Origin of the sequence: Citrobacter sp. MGH103 (genome assembly GCF_001034475.2) — a bacterium.
GTDB classification, from domain to species: Bacteria; Pseudomonadota; Gammaproteobacteria; order Enterobacterales; family Enterobacteriaceae; genus Citrobacter; species Citrobacter freundii.
Window position 1 is genome coordinate 4,043,059 of record NZ_CP073043.1, and the last position, 19,876, is coordinate 4,062,934.

Sequence of the window (19,876 nt, forward strand, 5' to 3'; positions counted from 1 at the left end):
ATGCAAAAGGCATCACCACAATTACGCCCGGGCAGCCCGGCTCACTTCATTAGCAACACGCTCTGTGGCATCCGATATGGATGCGGCGCGCGCACGTTCTGCCATGGTTAATAAGGTTTCTCGCGACCACCCGGAAAGGGTGTTAGCGACGGCATCCACAGTAAACTGCGGCTGCTCAAGAATTTTGGCGGCGCCCGCTTTCTCCAGCGGCAGCGCATTCCAGTACTGCTGTCGGTCTTTGTGCTGGAAAGGCACAAACAGCGCAGGCAAACCTGCGGCAGCAATTTCACTTACCGTCAGCGCACCTGAGCGACAAACTACGACATCCGCCCACGCGTAGGCGGCTGCCATATCATCAATAAACTCAGTGACCTTGTGCTGTGGTTGTCCCGCGTCAGCATATGCCTGTTCAACGGTTTGCTGCGCACCTTTGCCGCTCTGATGCCAAATAGTCACCGCGTCACCAAGCTCTGCGGCAACCTGCGGCATCGTCTGGTTCAATACGCGTGCACCCTGAGACCCCCCGACGACCAGCACGCGAACCGGGCCTTCACGCCCTGCCAGACGTACTTCGGGCGACGGCAGCGCCAGAACGTCGGTGCGTACCGGGTTACCCACCACTTCCGCATTCGGGAAAGCGCCAGGAAAAGCCTGCATCACCGTAGTGGCAATTTTCGCCAGCCACTTGTTGGTTAATCCCGCAATGCCATTCTGCTCATGCAGTACAACCGGAATGCCTAATGACCAGGCTGCCAGACCGCCAGGGCCGGACACGTAGCCGCCCATACCCAGCACCACATCAGGCTTAAACTGCTTCATGATGGCCCGCGCCTGACGCCAGGCATTAAAAATACGCACGGGGGCGGCAAGCAGAGCGTTGACACCTTTGCCACGCAAACCGGAGATGCGAATAAAGTCAATTTCAATGCCATGCTTCGGCACTAAGTCCGCTTCCATACGATCGGCGGTGCCCAGCCAACGAACTTGCCAGCCCTGAGCCATTAAATGATGCGCGACCGCCAGCCCCGGGAACACATGCCCGCCGGTACCGCCTGCCATCACCATTAACCGCTTCGGTTGACCACTCATCGTGCACCTCGTGTAAACGCCTGGGCTTTTTCCAGACGCGTTTCATAATCAATACGTAACAAAAACATGATGGCCGTCGACATAATCAACAAACTGGAACCACCATAACTGATCAGCGGTAACGTCAGACCTTTGGTTGGCAGCATACCAGCTGCCGCACCGACGTTTACCAGCGCCTGGAAGCTAAACCAAATCCCGATGGAGCAGGCTAAAAAGCCTGAAAAACGGTGGTCAATTTCCAGCGCTTTGCGGCCAATCGACATCGCGCGAAAAGCGACGAAGAATACCATTAAAAGTGCCAATACCACACCGATATAACCCAGCTCTTCCCCAATGATGGCGAAGATGAAGTCGGTGTGCGCTTCCGGTAAATACTCCAGTTTTTGCACCGAATTACCTAACCCCTGCCCCCAAATCTCACCGCGACCAAAAGCCATCAGCGATTGCGTCAACTGGTAGCCGCTGCCAAACGGATCTTCCCATGGGTTCCAGAAGGAGGTTACGCGGCGAATACGATACGGTTCGGCAAGGATCAGCAGCACCACCGCCGAAATCCCCATACCGATAATGGCAATGAACTGCCACAGTTTCGCTCCAGCGAGAAACAGCATCGCCAGCGTCGTGACAAACAGCACCACTACCGTACCAAGGTCAGGCTGCGCCAGCAGCAAGATTGCCAGCACCAGAATCACACCCATCGGTTTTAAGAAGCCGCGCAGGTTGTTACGCACTTCATCGACTTTACGCACCAGGTAGTTGGCGAGATAACAGAACAGCGACAGCTTGGTGAATTCCGCAGGCTGAATACGCAGTGGACCCAACGCGATCCAGCGCGATGCCCCGTTAACGGAGCTCCCCACCACCAGAACGATCAACAACATGATGATCGAGGCGATCAGCATCGTCGTGCTGTACTTTTGCCAGAACTCCATCGGCAGACGTAGCGTCACCATCGCCAGACAGAACGCGAGGAAGATATACAGCGCGTCACGTTTAGCGAACAGGAAGGGATCGCCTGCCAGGCGTTGCCCTACGGGCATCGATGCCGATGTCACCATCACAAAACCGATCGCTGCCAGACCAAAAGTCAGCCACAGCAGCATGCGGTCATACATGATCAGGCTGTCCGCGTCTTTATCACGCGAAGCCATCACCCAGCCTTTAAGTGCCGCGAAGATCCACGCCAGGACACCCAGTCCCGGTACGCGCGGCATTTTCAGACGAGGGAGAGAGAAGCGCATCAACCCAACTCCTTCGCCAAACGGGTAAAGACGTCACCACGTTGCTCAAAGTTCTTGAACTGGTCAAGGCTGGCACAGGCTGGCGACAGCAGCACCATATCACCCGACTTCACACGCGGTGCGAGCAGACGCATTGCCTGCTCCATGGTTTCAGTGTGTTCCGCAACCTCAGGACGCAGAGCGGCAAGCTGTGCGCCATCGCGACCAAAGCAGTACAGACGAATGTTGTCGCCAGTCAGGTAACGTTGCAGCGGCATAAAGTCGGCGGATTTCCCGTCACCGCCCAGCAGCAGGTGCAGCGTACCCTCAACGTGCAGACCATTCAGTGCCGCTTCGGTGCTGCCGACGTTGGTGGCTTTTGAATCGTTTATCCAACGCACACCGTTATGATTCAGTACCAACTGGAAACGATGCGCCAGACCGGTAAAGGTAGTCAGCGCTTTCAGGCTGGACGCCCGCGGCAGACCCGCAGCATCCGCCAGCGCCAGCGCCGCCAGGGCGTTGGTATAGTTATGCTGGCCGGTAAGCGTCATCTCTTTCACGTTCAGGACTTTTTCACCCTTCACCCGCAGCCAGGTTTCACCCTGCTGACGATTGAGATGATAGTCACCCATGTTGATGCCAAAGCTCACGCAGCGCTCATCCGCCCCGCGAATCGGCATGGTCAGCGCATCATCAGCATTGACCACACACACTTTCGCATTCTCATAGACACGCAGTTTGGCCGCACGGTACTGCTGCAAGCCAAACGGATATCTATCCATATGATCTTCGGTGACGTTCAAAATGGTGGCGGCTACGGCCTGTAAGCTGGAGGTTGTCTCCAGCTGGAAGCTCGACAGCTCCAGTACATACAGCTCGCGTTCGTCATCCAGCAGCATCAGCGCAGGCAGGCCAATATTACCGCCAACGCCCACGTTCACACCGGCCGCTTTCGCCATCTCGCCGACCAGCGTAGTGACGGTACTTTTCCCGTTGGACCCGGTGATCGCGACGATCGGCGCCTGTGCTTCGCGACAGAACAGCTCGATGTCACCGACAATTTCGATCCCTGCATCAGCGGCGGCGCTCAGCGAAGGATGCGCCAGGGCAATACCAGGGCTGGCGACGATGAGATCGGCGGCCAGCAGCCAGTCATCATTCAGGCTGCCAACATGACGCTCAACTGCTTCCGGCAATTTATCCAGGCCAGGTGGCGTTGTGCGGGTATCCATCACACGCGGCGTCACGCCACGCGCCAGAAAGAAATCCACGCAGGACAGCCCGGTCAATCCCAGACCGATAATGACGACTTTTTTACCCTGGTAATCAGCCATGATTAACGTACCTTCAGCGTTGCCAGGCCAATCAGCACCAGCATCAGCGAAATAATCCAGAAGCGCACAATGACGCGCGGTTCCGGCCAGCCCTTCAGTTCATAGTGGTGGTGAATCGGCGCCATACGGAAGATGCGCTGTCCGCGCAGCTTAAAGGAGCCAACCTGCAGAATGACCGACAGCGTTTCTACAACAAATACGCCGCCCATGATTACCAGCAGGAACTCTTGACGCAGCAGCACGGCAATAATGCCCAGCGCGCCACCCAGCGCCAGCGAACCTACGTCACCCATAAAGACCTGCGCCGGATAGGTGTTAAACCACAGGAAACCTAACCCCGCGCCGACAATCGCCGTACAGACGATCACCAGTTCGCCTGCATGGCGTAAATAGGGAATGTGCAGATAGTTGGCAAAGTTCATGTTACCGGTAGCCCATGCCACCAGCGCAAAACCCGCTGCTACGAACACGGTCGGCATAATCGCCAGGCCATCCAGGCCATCGGTGAGGTTTACCGCGTTGCCCGTACCCACAATCACGAAGTACGCCAGCAGCACGTAGAACAGCCCCAATTGCGGCATGACATCTTTAAAGAACGGCACCACCAGCTCGGTAGCTGGGGTGTCTTTACCAGCGAGGTACAGCGCAAAGGCTACACCCAGCGCAATCACCGACATCCAGAAGTACTTCCAGCGGGCAATCAGGCCCTTGGTATCTTTGCGCACCACTTTGCGGTAGTCATCGACAAAACCGATAATGCCGTAGCCAATCAATACCACCAGCACGCACCATACGTACGGGTTCGACGGATATGCCCACAGCAGTACGGAGATAACTATCGCGGTGAGGATCATGATCCCACCCATGGTTGGCGTACCGCGTTTACTGAAGTGCGATTCCGGACCGTCGTTACGTACGACCTGTCCAAAGGACATTTTTTGTAAGCGGGCAATCATGCGCGGGCCCATCCACAAAGAGATGAACAGCGCGGTCAGCAGGCTGACGATGGCGCGAAACGTCAGATAGGAAAAGACGTTAAAGCCGGAATAATATTTGACCAAATGTTCGGCCAGCCAAACTAACATGTCCCATTCTCCTGTAATGCGCGTACTACCTCTTCCATGGCGGCACTACGTGAACCCTTCACTAAAATCGTCATGACCTGATGTTCTGCAATCAATGCTTTAAGATGCGCGGCCAGCGCACTTTTATCCGCAAAATGTTCGCCAACGCCACTGGCGTCGCTAATTGCCTGACTCAGTTTTCCCGTACTCAGTACACGGTCGATGCCTGCGGCTTTCGCAGCAACCCCCACCTGTACATGGCATGCTTCGCTTTCTGCGCCAAGCTCTGCCATATCGCCAACGACCAGTACGCGATAGCCCGGCATTTCAGACAGCACCTGCACCGCTGCGGTCATCGAACCGACGTTCGCGTTATAGGAGTCGTCCAGCAGCAGCTGATTTTCCGCAAGTTGAATCGGGAACAGACGCCCCGGTACCGCTTGCAGATCCTTCAAACCCGCTTTGATCGCCTCGTGCGTCGCGCCTACCGCCATAGAGAGCGCCGCCGCCGCAAGGGCGTTAGCGATATTATGGCGACCCGGTAACGGCAGCAGGACATCAATGCTTCCGGTCGGCGTTTGCAGAGAAAATTCCGTGCCATGCGAGGTCACATGAACGTTGGTCGCCGAAAAGTCGCTATTGGCTGCATTCGGGGAGAAACGCCAGACTTTGCGATCGCCGATGATGCTTTGCCAGTTCAGCCAGTCGTTGTTGTCGGCATTCATAATGGCGATACCGTTCGCTGACAGACCGGTAAAAATCTCACCTTTTGCCTTCGCAACGCCCGCCAGAGAGCCGAAGCCTTCCAGGTGCGCGGCGGCCAGGTTGTTCACCAGCGCCGCTTCCGGACGCGTCAGGCCGACGGTCCAGGCGATTTCGCCCTGATGGTTGGCACCGAGCTCAATCACGGCATAGTCGTAATCGTTGTTTAAGCGCAGCAGCGTCATCGGTACACCGATGTCGTTATTCAGGTTGCCCGCGGTATATAGGGTGTTACCACACTGGCTCAGAATGGCAGCCGTCATCTCTTTGACGGACGTTTTACCGGATGAGCCGGTCAGCGCGACAACGCGCGCCGGAACCTGGGCGCGAACCCACGCAGCCAGTTCACCAAACGCCAGACGCGTATCGTTAACAATCAGCTGCGGCAGGTTGGTGTCCAACGGGCGGCTGACCAACAGCGCACCGGCCCCGCTCTCTTGCGCTTTGTCTGCAAAATCATGGGCATCAAAGCGTTCGCCTTTCAGTGCCACAAACAGGCAGCCCGGCGTCACTTTACGCGTATCGGTTGTTACGGCATCAAGGGTCAGATCGGCCCCTTTCAATTCGCCACGGAGGATCTCCGCCAGTTGGCTGAGCGTTACGCTAATCATGCGATAACCCCCAGCAGACGCGCTGCCGTGACGCGGTCAGAATAATCGAGGCGCTGTGAACCAACGATCTGGTAGTCTTCATGACCTTTACCGGCCACCAGCACCACATCATTTTCTTTCGCCTGCATAATGGCGTTTGTCACCGCTTCTGCGCGACCTTCCATCACCTTCGCCTGTCCGGCATCCAGCATCCCCGCCAGAATGTCGTTAATAATGGCGCGCGGCTCTTCGGTACGCGGGTTGTCATCGGTCACCACAACAACATCGGCAAACTGCTCGGCAATTGCGCCCATCAACGGACGTTTGCCTTTATCGCGATCGCCGCCGCAGCCAAAGACGCACCACAGTTTGCCAGTACAGTGCAAACGTGCCGCCTGTAGCGCTTTTTCCAGCGCATCTGGCGTATGGGCGTAATCAACAACCACGGTGGTTTTACCCGGCGCGCTGAACACTTCCATACGCCCGCAAACCGGCTGCAATTGTGTCGCCGTTTTCAGTAAATCAGCTAACGGATAGCCAAGTGCCAGCAGCGTTGCCAGCGCCAGCAGCAGATTGCTGACGTTAAACGCCCCCATCAGGCGGCTTTCAATTTCGCCGTCGCCCCATGAGGAGGTAAAACGAATCGTTGCCCCGCTGTCGTGATACTTCACGTCAACCGCTTTTAACCAACGACCGTGACAGTTCGGGTTGATGTGGTCTTCCATCGAAACGGCAACCGCATCCGGGAGTTTCGCCAACCAGCGACGACCGACTTCATCATCCGCATTGACGATGGCCTGACCGCAATGGTGCGTGGAATACAGCAGCCATTTCGCGGCTTCGTAATGTTCCATGTCGCCGTGGTAGTCGAGATGGTCACGGCTTAAGTTAGTAAATACTGATGCGGCAAACTTCAGCGCCGCCACGCGATGCTGAACCAGACCGTGTGAAGAGACTTCCATCGCGCCAACCGTTGCGCCCTGCGCAACCAGCCCCGCCAGCACATGCTGGACATCAACGGCTGAACCGGTGGTATTTTCCGTCGGGATCACTTTGCCCAGCAGGCCATTGCCTACTGTTCCCATCACCGCGCTGGTTTCGCCAAGCAGTTGGCTCCACTGCGCCAGCAATTGGGTGGTGGTGGTTTTACCGTTGGTCCCGGTCACGCCGACCAGACGCATTTTCTCAGAAGGCTCGTGGTAAAAACGGCCTGCCAGTGCAGATAAACGTTCGTTAAGCTGACTAAGATAGATGACCGGAACGCCGTGCATTTCACGGATTTCACCATCAGTAGCTTCATCTTTCGCTTCTGCAATAATGGCAGCCACACCTTGCGCTATCGCCTGCGGGATATACCGACGCCCGTCCGCCTGATGACCTAATACTGCGACAAAGAGATCGCCCGATGCAGCCACACGGCTGTCAAGCGTCATCTCCCGCAGTGCTCGCTCCGGTGCACCCGGCACCCATGGAGCAAGAAGGTCGCGCAAATTACGATCTGCCACCTGTTGCCTCGCCTTGATTATTCACAAATTCATTTTTATCGCCCGTTGTCAGCGCATCCGGCTCGATGTTCATGGTACGCAATACGCCGCCCATGATGGCACCAAAGACCGGCGCGGAAACGGCGCCACCGTAGTATTTACCCGCCTGCGGATCGTTGATAACAACAACCAGCGCGAAGCGCGGCTGACTCGCAGGCGCAACACCTGCGGTATAAGCAATGTATTTGTTGATGTAGCGGCCATCTGGCCCTACTTTTTTCGCCGTACCGGTTTTAATGGCGATGCGATAGCCTTTAATCGCCGCCTTCACGCCGCCGCCACCGGGCAGCGCCACGCTTTCCATCATGTGCACCACGGTGCGTACGGTCGCTTCCGGGAAGATACGCTCGCCCGGAACTGGAGGGTCAACTTTGGTAATCGACAGTGGACGATAAACGCCGTAACTGCCGATCGTTGCATAGACTCGCGCTAACTGTAACGGCGTTACCATTAGCCCGTAGCCGAAAGAGAAGGTGGCCCTCTCTATGTCAGACCACCGTTGTTTTTGAGGATATAAGCCACTGCGTTCTCCGACCAACCCCAAATTGGTCGCTTTTCCCAGCCCAAAACGTGAGTAAGTATCTACTAACGCTGAGGACGGCATCGCTAACGCCAGCTTGGAAACACCGACGTTACTCGACTTCTGCAAAACCCCGGTGAGGGTTAATTCGCTATAACGTGCCACGTCTTTGATTTCGTGACCATTAATTCGGTAAGGGATAGTGTTGAGGACCGTATTTTCGCGTACCACACCGCGCTGCAGCGCGGTCATCACCACCATCGGTTTAACGGTAGAACCTGGTTCAAACACGTCGGTAATGGTGCGGTTACGCATCGCGTCTTTTGGCGTACCAGTGAGATTGTTCGGGTTGTAGGACGGACTGTTGGCCATTGCCAGCACTTCACCAGTGTTCACATCCACCAGTACCGCACTGCCTGACTCCGCCTTGTTGAACGCCACGGCGTTATTCAGTTCACGGTAAACCAGTGCCTGTAAACGCTCATCAATGCTCAACGCGAGGTTATGCGCCGCCTGGCTGTCGGTAGAGGAGATATCTTCAATGACGCGGCCATACCGGTCTTTACGTACAATACGCTCGCCCGGTTGTCCGGTGAGCCACTTGTCGAAGCTCTTCTCAACGCCTTCAATGCCCTGGCTGTCGACGTTCGTAAATCCGATGAGGTGAGCAGTCACTTCCCCGGAAGGGTAGTAACGGCGGGATTCTTCGCGCAGATGGATACCTGGCAGCTTCAGTTTTTTGATGTAATCAGCCATGTCAGGGTTTACCTGACGCGCCAGATAGATAAAGCGCCCTTTCGGGTTGGCGTTAATGCGGGAAGCCAGTTGATCGAGCGGGAGATTCAGCGCGGTTGACAGCGCTCTCCAGCGTTCGCCAACGCTCACTCCGCCGGCATCATGTACTTCTTTCGGGTCGGCCCATATAGCTTTAACCGGAACACTCACCGCCAGCGGACGACCAGAGCGGTCGGTAATCATTCCGCGCGATGTAGACACTTCCTGGACGCGTAGAGAGCGCATATCACCCTGACGCACCAGCATGTCCGGCGCGATGATTTGCAGCCAGGCAACGCGACCCAGCAGAAAACCCAGTGCCAGCAAAATACAGCCGCACAGTAACGCAAAACGCCAACTGATAAAGTTGGCTTGTTCTTCCTGGCGTTTTGGTTTGTGCGTTTTTGCCGCTGCTTTCATGCGTCGCGTTTATCCTTATTTTTGTACTACGATATTTTCTTGTGAGGGATCGACATGCTGCATTTGCAGCTTTTCCGTTGCGATCCGTTCAACACGGCTATGGTCGCCGAGCGCGTTCTCCTCAAGGATCAAGTTACGCCATTCGATATCCAGCGCATCTCGCTCCAGGACCAGCTGCTCACGCTGCGCAGTCAGTAACCGCGTATGGTGCGCTGTTGTCACGACGGTAACCGCCGTCAAAATAATGCAAATGAACAGGCAGAGTGGCAGCTTCCCAAACCGCAAAAGATCGTCACCGATCACGCCAGGCAATGCATGGCGCTCGTTGCTTCCTATCGATCCTTTAACTTTGCTGAGGGCTTCTGTCACTCTGCTGATCATGCGTTCGTCCTCTCTGCAATACGCAGAACTGAACTACGGGCACGAGGATTCTCAGCGACCTCTTCTTCACCCGGCATCATCTTGCCTAGTGCTCTTAACTCACGGCCGCCCAGTTTTTTGATCTGCGCTTCGGTCATCGGTATTCCAGCCGGTACCTGAGGGCCACGGCTTTGTTCACGCATAAAGCGTTTCACAATGCGGTCTTCAAGCGAATGGAAACTGATGATCGAAAGGCGACCACCTGGAGCCAGCACGCTGAGCGAGCTTTTTAGCGCCTGCTCTATCTCCTCCAGTTCACTGTTCACCCAAATGCGCACCGCCTGGAAGGTACGGGTCGCGGGATGTTTGAATTTGTCCTTCACCGGCATTGCCGCCGCAATAACTTCCGCCAGTTCTTTGGTGCGGGTCATCGGTTCGATGCGGTTACGCTCCACGATGGCGCGCGCAATGCGTTTGCCGAAGCGCTCTTCGCCAAAGGTTTTAATCACCCAGGCAATGTCTGCTTCATCGGCGGTTTGCAGCCATTCGGCCGCTGACTGACCGCGTGTTGGGTCCATACGCATATCTAACGGACCGTCACGCATAAACGAAAAACCGCGCTCTGCGTCATCGAGCTGCGGTGAAGAAACGCCCAGATCGAGAAGAATCCCGTCGATCTTACCGGTCAGTCCACGCTCAGCGACATAGTCAGCCAGCGCAGAGAAAGGTCCATGTACGATGGAGAAGCGAGGATCGGTAATCGTTTTAGCAACGGCAATAGCCTGCGGATCGCGATCGATTGCCAGTAAACGCCCCTCTTCGCCAAGCTGGGAGAGGATCAGACGTGAGTGACCACCGCGACCAAATGTCCCGTCAATGTAGATGCCGTCTGGACGAATACTCAGGCCGTTTACGGCTTCATCCAGCAACACCGTTGTATGTTTATAATTTTCCGTCATTTTATAGAGACAAATCCTGCAATCGTTCCGACAACGCGCCAGTAACAGACTGCTCAGCGTCGATATCTTCCTTGACCTGTTGATACCAGGTCGTTTCATCCCACAGCTCAAACTTATTGAACTGCCCAACCAGCATCACTTCTTTCGTTAGCCCTGCGTGTTGCCGCAGAATGGGCGCTATCAGTAATCGACCAGCGTTATCCATCTGACATTCGCTGGCATGACCCAACAATAAGCGCTGTACGCGACGCTCAACTGGATTCATGCTCGACAGACGCGATAGCTTCTGCTCGATTATTTCCCATTCAGGCAGGGGGTACAGCAGCAGGCACGGGTGATGGATGTCAATGGTGCAAACCATTTGACCGGTAGCGCTCTCAAGCAGTTGATCCCGATAACGGGTAGGCACGGATAAGCGCCCTTTACTGTCGAGATTAACTAACGTTGCTCCCCGGAACATGCCAGTCTCACCCCCGATTACCACTTTATCCCACAAATTCCCACTTAAAGGAGTTTACGGAGCGGAGGAAAACCTTGTCAAGCAAGTCGCGGCGCTTAGCGGAGCAAAAAACCCATTGTTTACGGCTAATATCAGCGTTGAACAAAATCCGTACAGCAAACGAAGCAAATTAACGTCATGAATATTTGTAAGAAAAAAATCCAACAACTCATCATTGTTTAAAACAACTGAATATCATCAGAAGAAAATATAAAGTGTCAGTTTGCGACGCGAGCGGCATTTTAGGACAATATGCAGCGAGTTAACAGTACCAGTTAATCGGTCTGTACGCCGCGCAGGACCAAGGTAAGCACCAGATGGCCGCAATACGAGAGCAAAGTGTTTGTTAATTCGGCAAATCCACACATGCATGTAACAAAATAATACAACCGTAACGCGTCGTTACGTATCAATAACCCAAAAATGGATAGTTGCATTTTTAATTCGGGGTATTTCAAGAATACATTTCAGATAATTCTAAAGAATATTCTTAAATATAATGCGGTTATTTCTGAGAATAGAAAAACTGAAGACGTCAGAGGCTTATCCCGCCGACGTCATCAATTGAGGGAACTTAGTTACGGCTGAGAATACCGCGACGGTACAGATTACGCCGTATACGCGTTAAACCTGGTTTTGGTTTACGCGGTTCGTCCAGACTTGCCAGTACAATCTCCAGCACGCGTTCCGCGACATCACGATGGCGCTGTGCCACTGCCAGAACAGGGCACTGCAGGAAGTCGAGCAGTTCGTGATCGCCAAAAGTCGCAATCGCTAGATCAGACGGCAACTGACCATCACGACGCAGGGTCACATCCATCACCCCCTGCAACAGGGCAAAGGACGTGGTAAACAGCGCCTGAGGCATTGGGTGCGTTTCCAGCCATTTATCAAACAGCTGCGCGGCCGCTTCCCGCTCATAGCTGTTGGCGTACAGGAAATGGACTTCACGCGGATCGTCCTTCCACGCGGTACGAAAACCCTGTTCGCGCAGGAAACTGACGGATAATTCAGGAAGCGCGCCCAGATAGAGCACGGTTTCAGCAGGGAATTTACGCAGTTCCTCCGCCAACATTTCCGCATCATCCTGATCTGCACCCACTACGCTGGTAAAATGTTCGCGATCCAGTGCACGATCCAGCGCCACAATCGGGAATGAACTGTTTGCCCAGCGTTGGTAGAACGGATGTTCAGGCGGCAAGGAAGTCGACACAATAATGGCATCGACCTGGCGCTGTAAAAGATGCTCAATACAGCGCATTTCGTTATCTGGCTGATCTTCAGAGCAGGCAATCAACAGCTGATACCCACGTTGACGCGCCTGGCGCTCCAGATAGTTTGCGATCCGGGTATAGCTCGTGTTCTCAAGATCCGGGATCACCAGCCCGATAGAACGTGTGCGTCCAGCACGCAGCCCGGCCGCCACGGCATTCGGGTGGTAATTATGCTCGCGCACCACCGCCATGACTTTTTCAACCGTTTTGTCGCTTACGCGATATTGCTTTGCTTTGCCATTAATAACGTAGCTTGCAGTCGTTCGCGAAACGCCGGCCAACCGAGCGATTTCATCCAGTTTCACAATTGCCCCTTGCGTAAAATGTACAAACCATAACCTTTGTGATGGCATGGGTTAAATTTATTAACATCTAAGCGCAGAATAATGACTCCGGCAACCGCTTTTGTCTCTGGTTACCGCTGATTTCGCAAAAAAAAGCCCAACCTGAGTCGTTGGGCTTGCGAATTAAGAACCCGATCATGATTAACGCATGATTTTATCGCCGCGGGAAAGCCCCACCACGCCGGAGCGAGCAACTTCCACAATTTTAGCGACTTCACGCAGCGTTGCCAGAAACGCATCCAACTTATCGCTGGTGCCCGCCAGTTGTACGGTGTAGATAGACGGCGTGACATCGATGATTTGCCCGCGGAAAATTTCCGTGTTGCGTTTCACTTCTTCCCGGCCATAACCGCTGGCCTGGATTTTCACCAGCATGATTTCTCGTTCAACGTGAGCGCCCTGCCCCAGCTCGCTAACGCGCAGAACATCCACCAGTTTGTGGAGCTGCTTTTCGATCTGCTCAAGGACTTTCTCATCCCCTACCGTCTGAATCGTCATCCGCGATAAGGTCGGATCGTCGGTCGGCGCGACGGTCAGGCTTTCAATGTTGTAACCACGCTGGGCGAAGAGGCCAATAACACGCGATAATGCACCTGACTCGTTTTCAAGCAATACTGATAATATCCGGCGCATAATCAGGTCCTCTCCGTTTTGCTTAACCACATTTCATCCATCCCACCCCCACGAATCTGCATCGGGTAGACATGTTCACTACCGTCGACGGTGACATCGACAAACACCAGACGATGGTTACGCACATGTTCCAGCGCTTCGCCCAACTTGCTCTCAAGTTCTTCAGGCCGATTAATCTGGATACCGATATGTCCATAAGCCTCAGCAAGGCGCACGAAATCGGGCAGCGACTGCATGTAAGACTGTGAGTGACGCCCGGAGTAGATCATGTCCTGCCACTGTTTGACCATGCCGAGATAACGGTTGTTAAGGTTGAGTACCAGCACCGGCAGTTCATATTGCAGCGCCGTCGACAGCTCCTGGATATTCATCTGAATGCTGCCATCCCCGGTGACGCACACTACCGTTTCATCCGGCAAAGCCATTTTCACCCCTAACGCCGCAGGTAAACCGAATCCCATAGTCCCGAGGCCGCCTGAGTTAATCCAGCGACGCGGTTTATCGAACGGATAGTAAAGTGCGGCAAACATCTGGTGTTGGCCAACGTCAGAGGTCACATACGCCTCCCCTTTCGTCAGACGCCAGATGGTTTCAATCACCGCCTGCGGTTTAATACTTTCGCTTTGCGTGTCGTATTTCAGACACTGACGGGCACGCCAGTGCTCAATCTGTTGCCACCAGTCACGGTTATCGTCCAGCGGCTGCTGCGATTTCTCCTGCTCCAGCAGCTCAAGCATCTGATCCAGCACCAGCCGGGCATCGCCGACGATCGGAATATCCGCCGTGACGGTTTTTGAAATAGAGGTCGGATCGATGTCGATATGCAGTACGGTCGCATTCGGGCAATATTTTGCCAGGTTATTGGTCGTTCGATCGTCAAAGCGAACGCCAACGGCAAAGATCACATCGGAATGATGCATGGTCATATTCGCTTCGTAGGTACCATGCATACCCAACATGCCCAGCGCCTGACGATGCGTCGCAGGAAACGCACCTAACCCCATTAGCGAGGAGACAACCGGCAGATTAAGTGCTTCAGCAATCTGAGCTAACTGCTCGTGGCAAGCGGCATTGACCGCGCCACCGCCCACATAGACAACCGGTTTTTTCGCTGCGACCAGCGTCTGCAGCGCACGTTTTATCTGCCCTTTGTGCCCTGTCGTCGTCGGATTATACGAACGCATACTCACCGATTCCGGCCAGCTGTAAGGCAGTTTTTTCGCCGGATTCAGAATATCCTTCGGCAAATCCACCACCACTGGCCCCGGACGACCGCTTGCTGCCAGCCAGAAGGCTTTTTTCAGCACCTGCGGGATATCTTCCGTTTGTTTGACCAGGAAGCTATGCTTCACCACCGGGCGGGATATACCTACCATGTCGCACTCCTGGAAGGCATCGTAGCCAATCAGCGACGTTGCGACCTGTCCGGAGAGGATCACCAGCGGAATGGAATCCATGTAAGCCGTTGCGATCCCGGTAATCGCGTTGGTCGCCCCCGGCCCTGAGGTGACCAATACGACCCCCACTTCTCCCGTGGCACGCGCAAGGCCATCAGCCATATGTACCGCCGCTTGTTCATGGCGGACCAGCACATGATCAATACCGCCGACCGTATGCAGGGCATCATAAATATCGAGGACGGCCCCCCCGGGATAACCGAATACCTGCTTCACACCCTGATCGATGAGCGATCGGACGACCATCTCGGCTCCAGACAACATCTCCATGGCTTGCCTCACTCTTATAATGAATTGCGGTTTAACAACACATTAACCGCTGACGATGACGCATGGCAATTGACTCCGAAGGGGTGGCACTGGAGTAAATAAGAATAAAAAGGAGGAAAGACGCGAATAAACGGAGAATTAAACCAGCATAAGCAATCAGTATGATAAATAATCGCTTAAAAATGGGGACTTACAGCGATTACTCTATTTTTTGACACTTTTGGACAGACGTAAAAAATAGAGTTCAGCATAAAATTTCAGTTATAAAGTTAAAAGCAGAATAAACAGGATGCACCGTCCGGTTTACTCTGCTAAATGCTACTGCTTACAAACGGAGACTAACAACTCTTCCATCCATTGATGTCCTTTATCCCGGCCTGCGGCTTCATGCCATGAAAGATAGCATGTGCGGCTGTTCAATTTTAACGGTAAAGGCAAGATCTGTAGTTCTAAAGAATCGGCAAATTCTTCTACTAACCAACGCGGCGCAATAGAGACCAAATGCGTTTGCGACACAATATTTAGAACACTAATTAATGCCATGCCCTGATAAGCCACGCAGGATTGTTTATCCGGTGTGTCATACCACGGTTGGCTGAATGATGCGAAGCGATCAAGTGACACCACCGCATGCTGTTCATTATAGACATTGCTTTCCAGTAAAGGACCACTAATGCGCGGATGCTTTTTACTTGCCACTAACACCATTTCGTCATTGAATAACGGAATACTGGTAAATTCAGGACGTCGGAACTCTTCATAACTAATAACGAATTCAGTTTCCTGGTAACGTAATTGATGCTCTGTATTTTGATTGAGTGAAGATTTAAATACGACATGAATGTTTGGTGCAACTTGCTCAACTCTATTATAAATCAACGAGGTCAGAATATTATCCAATGGGCTGCATACGCAAAGATTGAATACGCGCTCGCTGCTGGCTGGCTCAAAACCCGATCCAGGCAGTTCATTCTGCACTAATTGCAATGCCTGGCGAACAGAACCAAATAGCTGGAAGGCTCTTGCTGTCGGCTGGATACCGCGTCCATAACGAACAAAAAGCTCATCATTAAACATAATTTTCAGGCGCGCGACCGCATTACTGACAGCAGGTTGCGACATCCCCAAAGTATGCGCGGCACGGGTAATGTTTTGTTCTTGCATCACCGCATCAAAAACGGTTAATAAATTAAGATCAACCATGCGAAGCTGTGGTTTCCCAATATCTATAATATTTGTTTTATCTGTTATTTTTACTTCTGGCATATTTAACTCCACTGTCACTCTAAACTCCCTTTTCCCAGACGGAGTGAAGAAATAATCTCCGTTAATATGATTTACCATACATATAAGATGAGAAAAAGAAAAAACATTAAAATTAGGAAAACATAAAGGCACAAACCTAAATGAACAAAAGACCAATGCGATCGCAGTGTGGCAGTGTCACTGCACGGTGATTCATATGTTTAAATTTCAAAAACAATATAACCATAAGCATGGCGAATATACAATCATACGTATCGTGAATGTGTATTTAAGTTTTAATTAAATGTTTATATTATTAATACATTAAAAGTTAACATTAATTTATCAATTTTGTGGTGTCACACTACCCATAGCCATTCATAATTACTATAAAGACAGATAAATCATTAAGATATGAAATCCCAAGAGCGACTTTTCCTTCAGTTCGCCGTTACAATAAATGCAAATAACTATGCTCAAATATGTCAAACCATGAAAATTATGTACAACCATCAACTGATTAATTTTATGTACCCCGAAAAATTCAGCACAATTCGCTTAAGTTTTGCAGAAACTTCCCCCCTCTAACGAGGCATTTGCTGGGGTGAGGGTTGACATCAGTCTTCATATCCAGTACCACTAAAAGCATATCGCATTCGCCTGGAGCTTAATTGATGACTTACATTGCTCGTTTCAACGGTCTACTACTACTAAACGCATCTTCGTTGCGCGGTAGACTGGTGGACGACATTCAGCATTAAGTCAGCTCCAGTTAAGACAAAAAACCCGCGCCGTTGCGCGGGTTTTTTTATGCTCGAAGCAAGGCGCCCTAAGAAACCAAGGACCTAAACCATGAGCCAGCAAGTCATTATTTTCGATACCACCTTACGCGATGGTGAACAGGCGTTACAGGCAAGCCTGAGTGTGAAAGAAAAACTGCAGATTGCGCTGGCCCTTGAGCGTATGGGCGTTGACGTGATGGAAGTGGGTTTCCCCGTTTCTTCACCGGGCGACTTTGAGTCAGTTCAGACTATCGCTCGTCAGGTTAAAAACAGCCGCGTTTGTGCCTTAGCTCGCTGCGTAGAAAAAGATATCGACGTTGCCGCAGAATCTCTGAAAGTCGCTGAGGCTTTCCGTATTCATACGTTTATCGCCACCTCGCCGATGCACATCGCGACGAAATTACGCAGTACGCTGGATGAGGTCATTGAGCGCGCGGTCTACATGGTTAAGCGTGCGCGTAATTATACCGATGACGTGGAGTTCTCCTGCGAAGATGCAGGCCGTACCCCTATCGCCGATTTGGCTCGCGTGGTTGAAGCTGCCATTAACGCGGGAGCCAAAACCATTAACATCCCCGATACCGTCGGTTACACCATGCCTTTCGAATTTGGGGCAATCATTTCTGGCCTGTATGAACGCGTACCAAATATCGATAAAGCCATCATCTCCGTACACACCCATGATGATTTAGGTTTGGGCGTAGGCAACGCACTGGCAGCCGTTCACGCCGGAGCGCGTCAGGTGGAAGGCGCGATGAACGGTATCGGCGAACGCGCCGGTAACTGCTCACTGGAAGAAGTGATCATGGCGATCAAAGTGCGTAAAGATATCCTGAATGTACAGACCCGCATCAATCACCAGGAGATCTGGCGCACCAGTCAATTAGTCAGCCAAATCTGCAACATGCCTATTCCTGCTAACAAAGCCATTGTCGGTAGCGGCGCCTTTGCCCACTCTTCCGGCATCCATCAGGACGGTGTACTGAAAAATCGTGAAAACTACGAAATCATGACGCCTGAATCCATCGGCCTGAACCAGGTACAGCTGAACCTGACCTCCCGTTCCGGACGTGCCGCGGTGAAACACCGTATGGACGAGATGGGATATAAAGAAAATGAATACAGCCTGGACAACCTGTACGACGCATTCCTGAAACTGGCGGACAAAAAAGGTCAGGTATTTGATTACGACCTGGAAGCGCTGGCCTTCATTAATAAACAGCAGGAAGAACCGGAGCATTTCCGTCTGGATTACTTCAGCGTGCAGTCCGGCTCAAACGACATCGCCACCGCCTCCGTCAAGCTGGGCTGTGGTGAAGAAGTCAAAGCCGAAGCGGCGAACGGTAACGGTCCGGTCGATGCCATTTATCAGGCAATCAACCGTGTAACTGAGTACAACGTCGAACTGGTGAAATACAGCCTGACCGCCAAAGGGCACGGTAAAGATGCGCTGGGTCAGGTGGATATCGTTGCCAACTATAATGGTCGTCGTTTCCACGGCGTCGGTCTGGCGACAGATATCGTCGAATCTTCCGCTAAAGCAATGGTTCATGTGCTGAACAACATCTGGCGCGCCGAAGAAGTCGAAAAAGAATTGCAACGCAAAGCTCAGAACAACGAGAACAACAAGGAAACCGTGTGATGTCGAAGAATTATCATATTGCTGTTTTGCCGGGTGACGGTATTGGCCCGGAAGTGATGGCGCAAGCCCTGAAGGTACTGGACGCAATCCGTAACCGCTTTAACATGCGCATTACCACCAGCCACTACGACGTGGGTGGTGCCGCTATCGATAACCACGGTCAGCCGCTGCCGCCTGCAACGGTTGAAGGCTGTGAACAAGCTGACGCCATTCTGTTTGGCTCCGTTGGCGGCCCGAAATGGGAAAACCTGCCGCCAAACCAGCAGCCAGAGCGTGGCGCACTGCTGCCATTGCGTAAGCACTTCAAATTATTCAGCAATCTGCGCCCGGCTAAACTCTATCAGGGTCTGGAAGCGTTTTGCCCTCTGCGCGCAGATATTGCCGCGAACGGTTTTGACATCCTGTGCGTACGCGAACTGACTGGCGGAATTTACTTCGGTCAACCAAAAGGCCGCGAAGGCAGCGGACAACATGAAAAAGCCTTTGATACCGAGGTTTATCACCGTTTCGAGATCGAACGTATTGCGCGTATCGCGTTTGAATCCGCCCGTAAACGTCGCCGTAAAGTCACGTCGATTGATAAAGCTAACGTACTGCAAACATCGATTCTGTGGCGCGAAATCGTCAATGAAATTGCTAATGAATACCCAGACGTTGAACTGGCGCATATGTACATCGACAACGCGACGATGCAATTGATCAAAGATCCTTCCCAGTTCGACGTGTTGCTGTGCTCTAACCTGTTTGGCGACATTCTGTCTGACGAGTGCGCCATGATCACCGGTTCTATGGGCATGTTACCGTCCGCCAGCCTGAATGATCAGGGCTTCGGTTTGTACGAGCCTGCTGGCGGATCCGCCCCGGACATCGCCGGGAAAAACATTGCCAACCCTATCGCCCAGATCCTGTCGCTGGCGCTGCTGCTGCGCTATAGCCTGGATGCCAATGATGCGGCAACCGCAATTGAGAGCGCCATCAACCGCGCATTAGAAGAAGGCATTCGCACCGGTGACTTAGCCCGTGGCGCTGCCGCAGTCGGTACCGATGAAATGGGCGACATCATTGCCCGTTACGTCGCAGAAGGGGTGTAA

17 protein-coding genes are annotated in these 19,876 nt (G+C 52.8%); 3 read left to right on the forward strand and 14 right to left on the reverse strand.

What is annotated here, in order from left to right:
• Positions 1-21 precede the first annotated feature (21 nt).
• The 14 genes from murG to leuO all read right to left on the reverse strand — a co-directional run bounded on the left by murG (position 22) and on the right by leuO (position 16,382).
• A complete protein-coding gene (murG, locus tag SK33_RS19590; protein ID WP_032937534.1) occupies positions 22-1,089 on the reverse strand; it encodes an undecaprenyldiphospho-muramoylpentapeptide beta-N-acetylglucosaminyltransferase in 1,068 nt (355 codons plus the stop codon).
• On the reverse strand, positions 1,086-2,330 hold the full coding sequence (ftsW, locus tag SK33_RS19595; protein ID WP_003018770.1) for a cell division protein FtsW: 1,245 nt from the start codon (positions 2,328-2,330) through the stop codon (positions 1,086-1,088). The genes murG and ftsW overlap by 4 nt, the downstream gene beginning before the upstream one ends.
• Positions 2,330-3,646 (reverse strand): UDP-N-acetylmuramoyl-L-alanine--D-glutamate ligase, encoded by a 1,317-nt coding sequence (murD, locus tag SK33_RS19600; protein ID WP_048219709.1) that lies wholly within the window; start codon positions 3,644-3,646, stop codon positions 2,330-2,332. Before murD ends, ftsW begins: the two co-directional genes overlap by 1 nt.
• A 2-nt stretch (positions 3,647-3,648) precedes the next feature.
• On the reverse strand, positions 3,649-4,731 hold the full coding sequence (gene mraY / locus SK33_RS19605) for a phospho-N-acetylmuramoyl-pentapeptide-transferase (RefSeq protein WP_003018774.1): 1,083 nt from the start codon (positions 4,729-4,731) through the stop codon (positions 3,649-3,651).
• Positions 4,725-6,083: a UDP-N-acetylmuramoyl-tripeptide--D-alanyl-D-alanine ligase gene (murF, locus tag SK33_RS19610; protein WP_003018777.1), complete on the reverse strand. Its 1,359-nt coding sequence runs from the start codon at positions 6,081-6,083 to the stop codon at positions 4,725-4,727. The genes mraY and murF overlap by 7 nt, the downstream gene beginning before the upstream one ends.
• Positions 6,080-7,567 carry a UDP-N-acetylmuramoyl-L-alanyl-D-glutamate--2,6-diaminopimelate ligase gene (gene murE / locus SK33_RS19615; RefSeq protein WP_003018780.1) on the reverse strand — a complete coding sequence of 496 codons (1,488 nt, stop codon included), beginning with the start codon at positions 7,565-7,567 and terminating at the stop codon, positions 6,080-6,082. Before murE ends, murF begins: the two co-directional genes overlap by 4 nt.
• A complete protein-coding gene (ftsI, locus tag SK33_RS19620) occupies positions 7,554-9,320 on the reverse strand; it encodes a peptidoglycan glycosyltransferase FtsI (RefSeq protein WP_003018783.1) in 1,767 nt (588 codons plus the stop codon). The genes murE and ftsI overlap by 14 nt, the downstream gene beginning before the upstream one ends.
• 15 nt (positions 9,321-9,335) lie before the next feature.
• On the reverse strand, positions 9,336-9,701 hold the full coding sequence (ftsL, locus tag SK33_RS19625) for a cell division protein FtsL (RefSeq protein WP_000625651.1): 366 nt from the start codon (positions 9,699-9,701) through the stop codon (positions 9,336-9,338).
• Positions 9,698-10,639, reverse strand: coding sequence for a 16S rRNA (cytosine(1402)-N(4))-methyltransferase RsmH (gene rsmH, locus SK33_RS19630; protein WP_048219711.1), 942 nt, complete (start codon positions 10,637-10,639; stop codon positions 9,698-9,700). Before rsmH ends, ftsL begins: the two co-directional genes overlap by 4 nt.
• Position 10,640: 1 nt before the next feature.
• Entirely contained in the window at positions 10,641-11,099 is a 459-nt protein-coding gene (gene mraZ, locus SK33_RS19635) for a division/cell wall cluster transcriptional repressor MraZ (protein ID WP_003018792.1), read from the reverse strand.
• A gap of 613 nt (positions 11,100-11,712) precedes the next feature.
• Entirely contained in the window at positions 11,713-12,717 is a 1,005-nt protein-coding gene (cra, locus tag SK33_RS19640) for a catabolite repressor/activator (RefSeq protein ID WP_003018794.1), read from the reverse strand.
• 180 nt (positions 12,718-12,897) lie between these two features.
• The gene (gene ilvN, locus SK33_RS19645; protein ID WP_003829566.1) at positions 12,898-13,389 is read right to left on the reverse strand and encodes an acetolactate synthase small subunit; all 492 of its coding nucleotides are present in this window, start codon (positions 13,387-13,389) and stop codon (positions 12,898-12,900) included.
• A 2-nt stretch (positions 13,390-13,391) separates the two neighbouring features.
• The gene (gene ilvI / locus SK33_RS19650; protein ID WP_075262494.1) at positions 13,392-15,116 is read right to left on the reverse strand and encodes an acetolactate synthase 3 large subunit; all 1,725 of its coding nucleotides are present in this window, start codon (positions 15,114-15,116) and stop codon (positions 13,392-13,394) included.
• 318 nt (positions 15,117-15,434) lie between these two features.
• Positions 15,435-16,382 carry a transcriptional regulator LeuO gene (leuO, locus tag SK33_RS19655; protein WP_032948523.1) on the reverse strand — a complete coding sequence of 316 codons (948 nt, stop codon included), beginning with the start codon at positions 16,380-16,382 and terminating at the stop codon, positions 15,435-15,437.
• Between the two features lie 653 nt (positions 16,383-17,035).
• Between leuO and leuL the strand changes: the two genes are divergently transcribed.
• The 3 genes from leuL to leuB all read left to right on the forward strand — a co-directional run bounded on the left by leuL (position 17,036) and on the right by leuB (position 19,876).
• Positions 17,036-17,122 (forward strand): leu operon leader peptide, encoded by an 87-nt coding sequence (gene leuL / locus SK33_RS19660; protein WP_048998978.1) that lies wholly within the window; start codon positions 17,036-17,038, stop codon positions 17,120-17,122.
• Between the two features lie 91 nt (positions 17,123-17,213).
• On the forward strand, positions 17,214-18,785 hold the full coding sequence (leuA, locus tag SK33_RS19665) for a 2-isopropylmalate synthase (protein WP_003018802.1): 1,572 nt from the start codon (positions 17,214-17,216) through the stop codon (positions 18,783-18,785).
• Positions 18,785-19,876 carry a 3-isopropylmalate dehydrogenase gene (gene leuB, locus SK33_RS19670; RefSeq protein WP_003018804.1) on the forward strand — a complete coding sequence of 364 codons (1,092 nt, stop codon included), beginning with the start codon at positions 18,785-18,787 and terminating at the stop codon, positions 19,874-19,876. The genes leuA and leuB overlap by 1 nt, the downstream gene beginning before the upstream one ends.